The sequence below is a fragment of the Roseibium sp. SCP15 genome (assembly GCF_040329435.1).
Classification (GTDB): domain Bacteria; phylum Pseudomonadota; class Alphaproteobacteria; order Rhizobiales; family Stappiaceae; genus Roseibium.
The window spans coordinates 966,164-978,313 of sequence record NZ_JBDZYI010000003.1; the positions used below are offsets into that span (position 1 = coordinate 966,164).

Annotated in this window: 14 protein-coding genes; 6 read left to right on the forward strand and 8 right to left on the reverse strand. The window is 56.1% G+C overall.

Annotation, left to right across the window (positions count from 1 at the left end; all coding sequences use genetic code 11):
* Positions 1-121 precede the first annotated feature (121 nt).
* Positions 122-1,561: a helix-turn-helix domain-containing protein gene (locus tag ABLO27_RS18515; RefSeq protein ID WP_353034581.1), complete on the forward strand. Its 1,440-nt coding sequence runs from the start codon at positions 122-124 to the stop codon at positions 1,559-1,561.
* Here the strand turns inward: ABLO27_RS18515 and ABLO27_RS18520 are convergent.
* On the reverse strand, positions 1,558-2,781 hold the full coding sequence (locus tag ABLO27_RS18520) for a LysR family transcriptional regulator (RefSeq protein ID WP_353034583.1): 1,224 nt from the start codon (positions 2,779-2,781) through the stop codon (positions 1,558-1,560). The two genes, ABLO27_RS18515 and ABLO27_RS18520, sit on opposite strands and share 4 nt — an antisense overlap.
* Positions 2,782-2,901: 120 nt before the next feature.
* Here ABLO27_RS18520 and ABLO27_RS18525 point away from each other — a divergent pair, with 120 nt between their 5' ends.
* The 4 genes from ABLO27_RS18525 (at position 2,902) to ABLO27_RS18540 (ending at position 6,432) form a co-directional block, all read left to right on the forward strand.
* Positions 2,902-3,636, forward strand: coding sequence for a PIG-L deacetylase family protein (locus ABLO27_RS18525; protein WP_353034585.1), 735 nt, complete (start codon positions 2,902-2,904; stop codon positions 3,634-3,636).
* A gap of 88 nt (positions 3,637-3,724) precedes the next feature.
* The gene (locus ABLO27_RS18530) at positions 3,725-4,684 is read left to right on the forward strand and encodes a VOC family protein (RefSeq protein WP_353034587.1); all 960 of its coding nucleotides are present in this window, start codon (positions 3,725-3,727) and stop codon (positions 4,682-4,684) included.
* A 1-nt stretch (position 4,685) separates the two neighbouring features.
* Positions 4,686-5,357, forward strand: a complete 672-nt coding sequence (locus ABLO27_RS18535) for a 4-carboxy-4-hydroxy-2-oxoadipate aldolase/oxaloacetate decarboxylase (protein ID WP_353034589.1) — start codon at positions 4,686-4,688, stop codon at positions 5,355-5,357.
* The gene (locus ABLO27_RS18540) at positions 5,350-6,432 is read left to right on the forward strand and encodes a 4-oxalomesaconate tautomerase (protein WP_353034590.1); all 1,083 of its coding nucleotides are present in this window, start codon (positions 5,350-5,352) and stop codon (positions 6,430-6,432) included. Before ABLO27_RS18535 ends, ABLO27_RS18540 begins: the two co-directional genes overlap by 8 nt.
* On the opposite strand, the gene ABLO27_RS18545 is transcribed toward ABLO27_RS18540, so the two are convergent.
* The 5 genes from ABLO27_RS18545 to ABLO27_RS18565 all read right to left on the reverse strand — a co-directional run bounded on the left by ABLO27_RS18545 (position 6,429) and on the right by ABLO27_RS18565 (position 9,875).
* Entirely contained in the window at positions 6,429-6,929 is a 501-nt protein-coding gene (locus ABLO27_RS18545; RefSeq protein ID WP_353034592.1) for a thioredoxin family protein, read from the reverse strand. The genes ABLO27_RS18540 and ABLO27_RS18545 overlap by 4 nt on opposite strands.
* Positions 6,930-7,022: 93 nt before the next feature.
* Positions 7,023-7,700 (reverse strand): L,D-transpeptidase, encoded by a 678-nt coding sequence (locus ABLO27_RS18550; RefSeq protein ID WP_417714805.1) that lies wholly within the window; start codon positions 7,698-7,700, stop codon positions 7,023-7,025.
* Positions 7,701-7,724: 24 nt separating this feature from the next.
* Entirely contained in the window at positions 7,725-8,303 is a 579-nt protein-coding gene (locus tag ABLO27_RS18555; protein WP_353034595.1) for a L,D-transpeptidase, read from the reverse strand.
* Positions 8,304-8,370: 67 nt separating this feature from the next.
* Positions 8,371-8,700 carry a hypothetical protein gene (locus tag ABLO27_RS18560; protein WP_353034597.1) on the reverse strand — a complete coding sequence of 110 codons (330 nt, stop codon included), beginning with the start codon at positions 8,698-8,700 and terminating at the stop codon, positions 8,371-8,373.
* 146 nt (positions 8,701-8,846) lie between these two features.
* The gene (locus tag ABLO27_RS18565) at positions 8,847-9,875 is read right to left on the reverse strand and encodes a LacI family DNA-binding transcriptional regulator (RefSeq protein ID WP_353034599.1); all 1,029 of its coding nucleotides are present in this window, start codon (positions 9,873-9,875) and stop codon (positions 8,847-8,849) included.
* Between the two features lie 301 nt (positions 9,876-10,176).
* Here ABLO27_RS18565 and ABLO27_RS18570 point away from each other — a divergent pair, with 301 nt between their 5' ends.
* Positions 10,177-10,839, forward strand: coding sequence for a hypothetical protein (locus ABLO27_RS18570; protein WP_353034601.1), 663 nt, complete (start codon positions 10,177-10,179; stop codon positions 10,837-10,839).
* Between the two features lie 44 nt (positions 10,840-10,883).
* Here ABLO27_RS18570 and ABLO27_RS18575 read toward each other — a convergent pair whose 3' ends face one another.
* Positions 10,884-11,555 carry a cyclic nucleotide-binding domain-containing protein gene (locus tag ABLO27_RS18575; protein WP_353034602.1) on the reverse strand — a complete coding sequence of 224 codons (672 nt, stop codon included), beginning with the start codon at positions 11,553-11,555 and terminating at the stop codon, positions 10,884-10,886.
* A 169-nt stretch (positions 11,556-11,724) separates the two neighbouring features.
* Positions 11,725-12,084 (reverse strand): nuclear transport factor 2 family protein, encoded by a 360-nt coding sequence (locus tag ABLO27_RS18580; protein WP_353034604.1) that lies wholly within the window; start codon positions 12,082-12,084, stop codon positions 11,725-11,727.
* Between the last annotated feature and the right edge of the window lie 66 nt (positions 12,085-12,150).

Genomic DNA, 12,150 nt, shown 5'->3' on the forward strand with positions numbered 1-12,150 from the left:
CCTGTCCTTCAAGGTCCGTCGTTGGTGAAGGGACTGTTCACCAAAGAGCTTATATTGTAAAATGTAAAAATGCAGACTGCATAATGCTAAAAATTTGCAATTTGACGATTTAGGACACGTCGTGAGCAAGAAACTCTATTCCGGTCACACCCTCAAACAGATCCGGTCCGACTTCGATTTGTCGCAGACGGAGTTCGCCAAAAAAATCGGCCTTTCAACGGCTTACGTCAACCAGATCGAAAACAACAACCGCCCGGTTACTGCCTCCGTCCTGCTGACGATCAACCGGATATTCGGTGTCGATCTGGCCGCCTTCGAGAAGAACGACCTGGACCGGGTCGTCCAAGATCTGCAGGAAGTTTTTGCAGACACGCAATTTCACAGCTCGTCCGTCAGCAGGCAGGAAATACAGGAACTGGTCACCCGCGCCCCAGGAATCACCAAGGTAATCATGGACCTTTACGGAGCCCTCAGGAACTACCATGACCGGGATGCGATTGAAGACGAACTCGTTCATACCGGAGGTGCGGAGGAAAGCGGGTCGGGCATTCGCATGTCCGCCTATGATGAAGTTCGGGACTACTTCCACTACACAGACAACTATGTCGATTCACTAGACAGGGCCGCGGAGAAGCTCGCCTACGAAATCAGCTTGCACAACTGTCCAAGCAAATTCGACAGGCTGACCGGCTGGTTGAAAAAGAAGTTCGACATCGCTGTCGAACAGCATCCCGACTACAGCGGCACGCTGATCCGGCAGGAGGATTACACCCGGAAAATCTCCGTCTATCGCGCCTCCCCTCAATCAACCAAGAATTTTCTGCTCGGGTCGGTGATCGCCGAGCTTTGTGTGAAGGATCTCATTTCAGAGGAAGTCAAGCGCGCCAAGTTCAAAACGAGGTCAGCGGAAAGTATCGCCCGACTGGCATTGCGCAATTACTTTTCCGGCGCTCTGCTCCTTCCTTACGATGATTTCCTGCGCGCAGCGGCCAAGTGCCGACATGACATCCAGCTGCTTTCAAACACGATGGATGCCAGCATAGAGACCATCTGCCATCGCCTGTCGACTTTGCAGCGCCCCGGGGCAAACGGACTGCCATTTTACTTCGTCAAAATCGACCGCGCCGGCAATGTGGTCAAAAGGCACAGTGCCACACGCTTCCAGTTCGCCCGCTTCGGCGGCTCCTGCCCGCGCTGGAACGTGCACCAGGCCTTTGAGCAGAACTCCAACAAATTCACTGCGCAGGTGGCACAGATGCCCGACGGGGTTCAGTATCTGTGCATTGCCACCAGCATCACCAAGCACCAGGCCGACTACAGCACCGGCGAACGTCGCTACGCACTCGGCATCGGCTGTGAAGTCAAATATGCCGACGCCATCGTCTATGCAGACGGTCTGGCGGTCGATGAGGTATCAGAGCCCGAACCGATTGGCGTGAATTGCCGTATCTGTTCCAGGGACAATTGCGAACAGCGCGCCTTCCCGGCGATCGACAAGGAACCTTTCATCGACCCCGGCCAACGCGGGATCGTGCCCTATCGGGTCAAAACAACGGACTAGGCCAACGCACCAGCAGACTCTCGCAAGAGTTCCATAAACCGGCGATGCATCGACGTCGGCCTCCAGCCAACCCGTGTGGTGATGCCGATCGGGCGCTCGGTGTCTGGAAGATCGAAAGGAACCCGGATAACCTGACCGTTGTCGACATCATCCTGCATCTGGTGGACTGAAATGAGCGCCAGACGGTCACTCCCTCTGAGCACTCCTCTCAAGAGAATAAGCGAGCCCGTATCAACCACATGCTTGGGCGGCTCCCTGCCCGCCTTTCTGAACAAGGTATCGAAGTGACTTCGTGTTGGCGTCCCACTCCTGGGTACGATCCAGGGGAAGGTAGCGAGGTCATCGATCGTGACGTCAAGGCGGCCGGCAAGCGGATGTCCCGTTCTGGCAAAAACTCCCAGGTAATCCGTGAAAAGAGCTTTCTGTTCCACATCGTCAATGGGTGACGGAAAACGCAGCGCGCCGATCATGAGATCGATCTCGCCGTGGCGAAGACCGTGAAGAAGATCATCGTAGGGTCCGTCAACCACACTTATCTGAACCGAGGGATGTGCGGCAGTCAGGGTGTTGATCGCTTGAGGAAGCACCCGGCTGCGCGCCAAAGGCAGACTACCGACGACAATACGTGTGGTTTCCAAACCCCTGGTCGCATCAATTTCCTCGAACGCACTCCTCAGCTCCGCATAGGCGAGTTTGGAGTACTGGGCGAGCACCTTTGCAGCATCAGTGAGATCAATGCCCTGTCTGGAAGTGACAAAGAGCGTCAATCCCGTCGCGGCTTCCAGATCCCGGGCGACACGATGCAACGAGGGCTGTGATACGCCGATATGGCGTGCGGCTAGGGAGAAGTTGCCGGAGTGCTCGACTGCCAGCAGCGCCCTTAACTGGGTACTGGTGACAAGCTGATCGAGTTTTCCATATCCAGCCGCACCACTCCGCGCCTGTTTCCTGAAGGCAAGTGCGCACCCTTCACCAATCAGATCGAGTGCCCGGTGGGCGCGTTCCTGAAGCAGCCCCCCAGCCTCCGTCACAAACATTCCTTTGCTCCGGCGGTCGAACAGCTTTTGCTGAAAAGTTGCTTCGAGTTTGGCAATCGCCTGCGTGATGGCCGGTTGTGAAAGATTAACCGCAGCGGCTGCAGCGGAAACGCCTCGCCCTCTCGCCACTTCAAGGAAAATCCGAACGTGCCGCAGGTTAAGAAGTTCGCGTTCCCTTGTCATGCCTCACTCGCTCGATTTCGTAGCTATAGTATTTTCTTATCGAAAGCGCCGTCAATTGAAATGGTCTTTTGCCTTCATCTGAGAAAGGATCGGGCCCAAGAAAAAGCACAAGGAGGCCCCATGCAGGATCGAAAAACAGCGCTCGTGATCAGTGCACATGCTGCTGACTTTGTCTGGCGCTGCGGCGGAGCAATAGCCCTTCACCAAGAGCTTGGCTATGAGGTCACCGTTGTGTGTCTCTCCTACGGAGAACGCGGCGAAAGTGCCAGGCTCTGGAAAGAGCCGGGCATGAGCCTGGACAAGGTAAAGACCGCCCGCCGGTGCGAAGCGGAAAGCGCCGCGGAAGCACTCAACGTTCATGACATTCAATTCATGGACCTTGGGGACTATCCGCTTCACGTGGATGCGGAAGCAAGAAACAAGCTGGTCGACACTGTTCGAAATGTTCAGCCGGATTTCATGCTCAGTCACTCCAAATACGATCCTTACAATACCGACCACATGTATGCGACGCAGATCGCGATGGAGGTTCGCATGATCGCCCAGGCCTGGGGTCACAAACCGGGCGACAAGGTTCTGGGGGCACCGCAACTTTATCTGTTCGAGCCCCATCAGACAGAACAGATGGGTTGGGTTCCAAATGTTTTTCTCGACATCACTGAGGTCTGGGACAACAAGCGGGCCGCCATCGAATGCATGGAAGGCCAGCATCATCTGTGGGCCTACTACACCAATGTTGCAGAAAACCGGGCGAACCATTTCCGTCGAAATTCCGGCGGTCAGGCCGGCGGCCGACCGGCCAAGTATGCGGAAGGCTTCCAGGCGGTCTATCCCCGCTGCGTCGACCGGCTTTAGCTCGCGATTTCACGCCGAATTCCAGGCCCAGGTCCTGCCCAACACATGTTGCCGGACCACTAAGCAATTCCTACCCAGAGGAACCACCATGACCGAGTCCTGTTCCGACATTGCCCATCTGGCCCATGTCGAGGTTTTGACCGACAAATTCGAAGAAAGTCTAGACTTTTTCACCCGCGTCTATGGATTGACCCTGTCTGGCCTGGATGACACATCCGCCTATCTCAGAGCCTGGGACGACTATGAGTTTCATTCCCTGAAACTCACCCGCAGTGACAGAACCGGTGTCGGGCATGTCGCCTATCGGGTGTCATCCCCCGAAGCCCTGGAACGCAGGATAAAAGCGATCGAGACCAGCAAGTACACCGTCATCGGCTGGGTCGAGGGCGACATGGGGCATGGCCGTGCCTTTCGGTTCGAGGACCCGTTTGGTCACGTCTTTGAAATCTACTGGGGCACGGTCAAATATCGACCCGGCGAGACGGACACCCCGGCCCTCAAGAACAACGCCAGCCGGTTCCACGCGAGCGGTGCCTGCCCGCGTCGTCTGGACCATCTCAACCTCTTGTCGGACGATGTCTCCGAATTTCGGGATTTCATGATCACCTGCCTCGGCGCACGTGTGACTGAATACATTCAACTCGATAATGGCCGTCTGGGCGGTTGCTGGTTTACGGTCAACAACAAGACCTACGACCTGGCCTGCACCGAGGAACACGGCGGCGGGAATGGGCGGCTGCACCATGTCACTTATGCCACGGATCAGCGTGAGGACATTCTGCGCGCCGCCGACATTTTTCTTGAAAACGGCGTTTTCATTGAAACCGGTCCGCACAAGCATGCGGTCCAGGGCACGTTCTTTCTCTATGTATGGGAGCCTGCCGGCAATCGGGTGGAACTCGCCAATTCCGGCGCACGGTTGATCCTTGCTCCGGATTGGGAGCCGATCTGCTGGACGGAAGCCGACCGGAAGAAAGGTCAGGCGTGGGGGCTGAAGACAATCGAAAGTTTCCATACCCACGGCACCCCACCGGCCGGAGGTCGATGACATGGCGATCGTTGTCCAGAACATCGAGCGCGCGGCCCCCGTGATCATCTCATCACTGGCGAAGGTCGGAGTTGCGACAGTTCATGAAGCTCAAGGACGAAACGGATTGATGAACTCCAAGATCCGGCCAATCTGGCCGGGTGCAAGGATTGCCGGATCCGCCGTCACGATTTCCGCTCCACCGGGTGACAACTGGATGATCCACGTAGCAATCGAGCAGCTTCAGGACGGGGATATTCTGGTGCTCGCACCAACCGCGTCGTGCGACATGGGTTACTTCGGCGACCTTCTCGCGACCTCCGCCATGGCGCGAGGTTGCAAGGCGCTCGTCATCGATGCCGGTGTTCGGGATGTTGCCGACTTGAAGGACATGGGTTTCGCAGTCTGGTCTTCTGCCGTCTCGGCGCAGGGAACCGTCAAGGAAACGCTTGGCTCAGTCAATGTTCCGGTCACTTGTGCCGGAGCAATCGTTTATCCTGGTGACGTCATCGTCGCGGACGATGACGGGGTCTGTGTTGTGCCGCGTCAGGACGCCGCCACCGTTCTTTCCGCCGCCGAACAGCGGGCCACTCTGGAGGAAGAAAGGCGCAAACGGCTCGCCTCCGGTGAACTCGGGCTCGATATCTATGACATGCGCCCGCGCCTGCAGGCAAAGGGCCTCAGATATGTCTGAGACTGTGCATGGCGGCATTCCCTGCCTTTGGATGCGCGGGGGCACCTCCAAGGGCGTTTTTTTCAGCGCTGCTGATCTGCCGCACGACGAGAAAGCCCGCAATGCGTTGCTGCTCAGGATCATGGGATCTCCCGATCCCGTGCAGATCGACGGCATGGGCGGTGGAGATCCGCTCACTTCGAAGGTCGCGATCTTGTCCCCGTCCCCGAGACCGGATGCCGACATCGACTACCTGTTTCTGCAGGTCTATGTGGACCAGCCACTTGTGGTGGATACACAGGGTTGCGGCAATATTCTGGCAGCTGTCGGTCCGGCGGCTATCGAGCTTGGTCTTTTTCCTGCGCAGGCCACCGAAACCACATTGCGTATTCACATGGTGAACACCGGCGAAGTAGCCACTGCCAAAGTCCAAACGCCCGGCTTTATGGTTTCGTACGAGGGCTCTGCCTGCATCGATGGCGTGCCGGGCAATCACGCCCCCGTTCCGCTCATATTTGAAAATCTCGCCGGGTCCATGTGCGGGTCGCTTCTGCCAACGGGCAATGTGATCGATCAAATCGACGGGGTTGGTTGCACGCTGATCGACTATGGCATGCCCTGCGTCATTCTGAAGGCGGCAGACTTCGGTATCAGCGGCACGGAGAGCCGAGAGTATCTCGACTCCGATGCCGACCTGAAAACAAGGCTCGAGGCCATCCGACTGACTGCCGGCCGATTGATGGGCCTGGGGAATGTCCGGCAAAAGAGCATTCCCAAGATGATACTTGTCGCCCCTCCGGAAAACAGCGGCGTGATCTTGACCCGAAGCTTCATTCCACACCGGTGCCACGCCTCAATCGGCGTTTTCGCCGCCACAAGCGTTGCAGCTGCATGCCTTCTTGAAGGGTCCCCCGCCAACCTAGTGGTCAGGTTGCCTGAAAATGAAACCTTCAGTATCGAGCATCCGACCGGTGCGACGGACGTGCTTCTCACATTGCGGGAAGATCGATCTGTCGCATCCGCCGGAGTGCTGCGCACCGCACGAAAACTCATGAGCGGATGCGTATTTCCAGGGCCGGAAGTAATCTCCGGTTAGCTCGACAGCAAGCCCCGGAAGGCATCGCGGAGTTGATAAGAACCGCGCTGGCCTTCCAGGACATCCTGCAAATCGCCTTTTTCATCGAACAGCAGCAGAGTGACGTGCTGAACGCCATACCGGTTGGCGAAACTGCGTCCCTTCTGCGTTCTGATATTGGCAATCACATAGTCCAGCTCGCCTTCCTCGAACATCGCAAGTGCCTCACGCGTTTCCTTTTGCAATGCCCGGCACATGGAACATTGCGGATCGTGGATCTGCACGATGGTTGGCTTGCCATTGCCAACCCGTGTCAGGTCATGCTCATGCCTTGCACTCAGGACGTTTTGCGCAAAGACATAACCACTGCCGCCAACCAACGCGGCCCCGATGACCGCGTTGCGCGTCAATCGCAGGAAACGGCGACGGCCCTGATCTGCCTGTGCCTCGGCCTCAATCCGATTGTCGTGCTTTACTTTTCTTGTCTGGGCGCGGGGAGATCTCTTCTGCTTTTTCATGAAATCACCTGTCAAAATGTGTTGGCACACACCTGCGCTCGCTCACACCAAGAGAAATCGAGCGGCAGGTCCGGCTGAATTTCCGATAAGCGGTCAGGTCACCACGATGGAGGAACCGGATCGAACGCGGTCGTAAAGATCGATGACATCCTGATTGATCAACCTGACGCAGCCGGAGGACACCGCCTTGCCGATCGAGGCCGGTTCGTTTGTACCGTGCAGACGATAAAGAGTGTCGACATTGCCCTGGAAGATGTAGAGCGCCCGTGCACCGAGCGGATTGCCGAGACCAGGAGCCATGCCACCATTTTCGGCGCTGTAAGGCGCCAGTTCAGGTTGTCGGGCGATCATCTCGTCTGGCGGTGTCCAGGTTGGCCATGGCCGTTTCCAGGCGATGCGTGCGCGTCCGGACCACTCAAACCCTTGCCGGCCAAGACCCACTCCGTATCGCATGGCGGTCCCACTCGGCTCCACCAGATAAAGGTAGAACGAACTCGTATCGACCACCACGGTACCCGGCTCCTCATCCGTTCGATAAGCAACGCGCTGCCTTCTGAACTCAGGTGCCAGAACCCTCGGATCGATTGCCGGTAACGGGAATTCTTCTTGCGGGCGTGGGCCATAGTTCAACAGGAAGCTTGCATCGACCCTCGGCTGAACGGGCTCGGGTGTTGGCGGCGCTGTTGTCGAAGTTGTGCAGCCTGCCAGAGCCAGCGCAGCCGTACTGAAGGCCCCGGACAGGACCTGCCGGCGTGTCACGATTTTTTCCATCGAAGTCGTATCCAGATCGCCGGGTTAAATGACAACAACCACGGTTCCAAGCGGAACCCGATCATAGAGGTCGATGACGTGATCATTGATCATGCGGATACAGCCGTTTGAAACGGACCGGCCGATGGATTGCGGTTCGGTTGTACCGTGGATCCGGTACATGGTGTCCCGCCCCCCCTTGTACAGATAGAGCGCACGCGCACCCAGCGGATTGTTGATACCGCCGGCCACACCGTCGGCGTAACGCGCGTATTTGTGTGGTTCGCGCCGGATCATGTTCTTAGTCGGCGTCCAACGTGGCCACTCCGCCTTGCGATCGATGGTCGCGATGCCTTTGAACTTGCGCCCGGCCTTGCCGACACCGACGCCATAGCGCCGTGCCTGACCCCAGCCTTCCACCAGATAGAGAAAATGGTTGCGCGGATCGACCACAATCGTGCCCCGCCGATATTGCATCGGGAAATAAACACGTTGCGGCACGTATTGGGGATCGAGCCTGAAGTTTTTCTTGAATTTGGCGCTGTGATGCGCTTCCGCCTCGCCCGGACGCGCAAAAGCCAATGCGGCCGCGCTTCCAAGCAGCAAATGTCGTCTGGTTAACACCGTTAATCTCCTGAATTTTCAATAACTTTCAGGCAGACATCAAAGCCCGCCTTTCAAACGAAAAAAGTCAGGAATTCGGAGGTCTCGGCTCGAGACGCTCGGCAATCGAATTGCGATTGTGGGTCAATTTCCAATCGGGATGATCTTCATCCGTAAAAGGCACAAGCAAGGCTGTCGCAATAACGGCCTTGCACTCGGAAGACGATTTGCAATGAGTCGACTTCGTCTTGGCGGCTGGCTGTTCGCCGCAGCAATCAGGTTGCTGCAAATGCGCCATAGCCTGATCCATTGTCACGAAGACCGGCGCTTCGGCTCCCGTCAGCTCAATATCTCCCCGCGCCAGCGACTGATGCGCGCCAGCGAACAGAAATCCGACAATGAGCAGAATCCGAAACATGACAACAGGTTAAACAACGAAACTAACAATCCCTAAACACGGGGGATCACAGTCGTGTGAGGTGGCATGCCGCGAATTGCCTCGATCGCCTGTTGCGCAAACGGTTTTAGCGAAACTTTCACATGAGGCAACTCGGGCAAAGGCCGTCAGGAAATACGCTTTGTGCTCTTTCTGACCACGAGTTGCGGCTCAATTTGAACCTTGCTCGCTTCAGGCTGTTTGCCCTCCAGAAGGCTGAGGAGCAGCTGGGCGGCATGTTCGCCGACAGCCCGGCGGGGCTGGTGGATGGTCGTCAGGGGCGGAACGAAGTGCTCGGCGATATCGATATCGTCAAAGCCGACGACCGAGACTTCATCGGGCACGCGAACACCCGCTTCGTTCAGGGCCGATATGAAACCGAAGGCAGATCTGTCGCTGGCGCAGAACATCGCCGTCGGCCGCTCGTCCATATTCAGCCAGGCCTCGGCCGCCCGGGCACCGGCTGCAAGTGTGTAATCGCCATCGGCAATCCAGGCATCGTTCGGATCCAGACCGGCTGCCTCAAGCGTCGACTTGAACCCTTCGAGGCGATCCCTACCCGGCTTGTGTGTCAGAAGCCCGGTGATGTGACCGAACTTTCTGTGCCCAAACCGAAGGAGATGCGAAACGGCAAGTTCTGCGCCCAGCAGGTTGTTGACGACGGCGATTGGAACCGCCGGGTCATCGCTCCATTCACCTGCGGTGACGATCGGCGGCAGTTTGGGGTTTGCTTCCCTAATACCGGAGATCGAAAAATGCCCGTCGAGAATCACGATCCCGTCGCAGTTGTTCTTGCTGAAAAACTCCCCGATTCTGGGGCGAGACATGGTTGGCTTGCGCGTATCGGCAATCAGAACCTTCAGGTTCTTCTCTGCGCAAACGGTTTCAATCCCCTGCAAGATGTTCGAGAAATGCGAATTCCCGATGTCCGGAACCAGGGCAACAATTGCGCCCGTGTCCCGCCGACGCAGGTTTCTTGCAGCGTGATTGAGCACATACCCGGTTTTCTCTACCGCTTCTGCAACCCGATTGCGGGTCTTGATTGAAACGCGCTCAGGCGTCGACAGCGCGCGGCTAACCGTTGCGGTGGAAACCTTCGCCGCACGAGCGACATCCTGAACTGTAGGATTTGGTTTTTGGGAATCGGGCTTGGTCATTCTTTGATTATTGGTTGTTGTCGCTCTGACGTTGCGGTCCATTCTTCAAACATCGCTGCCAAAAAGCAATTCCGGTCAGCTTGTGACACGCAAGATAACGTTGGAGGAGCAGTTTGTCGTAGGTGGATGTGAAATCGGTACAGGCAAGAGCATGTAACTCATCTGAATGAAAGTCTGACCGCTAGCTTTCACCATTACAGCTTTGCCTTGTAGGCAAGCTCGGTAGCCTCCAGCGCCAGAAAGCGCACCACTCGAGCAATTGAGAGATTGCAACCCTTAGTTCATCGTTTTAGCTTGAGGCATGTTCCCTTGGGCTATTCTTTTTTGGTGTTCAGCTGCCGCATCTGTGATCTGGGCAGGAATTGTTTTTGCTAACATTCAGATCAGCGAAATTTACCACCCGATGTCGGTGCGTGGTGATCTACTGCATCCACTACGTCTGGCCGCCGCTTTCGCACCACTCATAATCGCAGCATGCTTGCTTACTTTGCGGATTCGATATTGCAGATTGAAGCCACGTATCTATTCATTTGGTGTGTCCCTGCTCGCCATTTTCGCAGTGCTGCCGTTACTTCCTTCTGTTAACAACAATTATCGCCAAGTTTACTGGCTGGACGACATAAAGCATGAAATTCCTTGGCAGTATGCACCTCATAACGGCAGCTCAGAACCCGGAGGCAAGTACTTCCTGATCAAGGTATCCGCCTCAAATTTGGTGCCCGCTTATGAAACGTCAATCCGAACAATCACAATCGGCAAGGCGCTTGGTTTCAACTACGGTGAAGGTGACGCAGTTCCAGACGAAATTTGCTCATTGAAGCCTTATGGGCAGGAATGCCAATGGAGGCGTGGAGACTTCGTTTATTCTGCCAGAGGCGACAACGATCTGTTTCCATCTGACATTTCCAACTTCACAAATTCGGTTACCGATCTTCTCAATGAGCTTGAAGCATCTTCACCATAAGAAGAAGATGACTTGATCCTATCAATGTTCCTCACGCCGGAATGTCAGGTCGACAGCAATTCTGTGCGCGCTGTCTGCAAGAACCGCGAGATCTCCAGACCGAGACTGGCTTCCATATCGATTTCCAGGTCCGAATCCTTTTCCAGCTTGTTTTTCAAGTCAGGGAGGGACCAGACAATGACCCGCGTCGGCTTTGTCGACTGGACAGTGACAGGCGCCTTGAATTGCGTGTCCTTGTTTAAAAAGGCGACGGCTCCAAGAAAGCGCCCCTCGCCGAGCGTGTCCACGTGCTTTCCGTTCATCTCAACGATCACTTCTCCCTCGATGATCAGCGACAGGTTCTCAACCGGTTGACCCTGTGTCAGCAAGGCGGTTGCTGCCGGCACTGCTGCGCGGTTTCCCATATGCAATAGCCTGAACGCTTCCCGCTCGCCCATATTGCGCAGCGCCAGCTGGTAAAGACGCTTTTCTTCAGCGCTGAAGGGCACGGGCCGACGATCAAGCAGCAAACGCACGATCCAAAAGATATTGATGGCAATGAAGACGGCGTTCCAGGTGATGGCCGCCCACAGTGGGTCGACCTGGAGGTAGTAGTACGGCAACAGCATCGTCGCGCCGACAACCGTCAGGATACGCAGCCAAAGGATGTCCCGGACCGAATAGGAGAACAGATAGATTACGTTGGCCACAGTGACCAAAGCGTCGAGCCCCAGCATGTCTTCACCTCATTCGAATGAGTATCAGCCGAATTCATCCTAAGGTGCAGATCGTTAAGGACAAGGCGGTCCCGCGGGCAGTGTTTCGAAGAGCTGAGACCGAGATGGTGTTGGTTGTCTTACGGCAAACTCCTCAAACCTGGAACAACGCCGGAACGCATATCCGTCATTACTCCGTCGGCAGTGGCAGATCATGCATTCTGAGGAAACTCAATTTGTCCCAGTAACCTCTCTGCTGAACGATCTTCCCGTCTATGACGTGAAAAAAGCCGCAACCTCTCAGGCCCAACGGATCCTTCCACTCCAGTATGGCCCACTCGCCCTCTTCAAAAATGTTTTCTACCAGGCAGGTCATATCGGCTTGCGCAAACTCGTTGGCGAACATCCGCATGATCGCTTCCCTGCCTTCCACAGGAGCCTCGGCAACCTGATGGTTGATGGCATCGTCGGCATAAAAGCCACCGAGTTTTTCCGCGTCGGCTTCGTTGAACGCTTGCACCCAACTGGCGACAAGTTCCCTTGGTCTCATGACGAACTCCTTGTTGGTACGCGACTGGCTAAGTGACTATCGGCCTTCAGCTGAACGGCAGGCTCA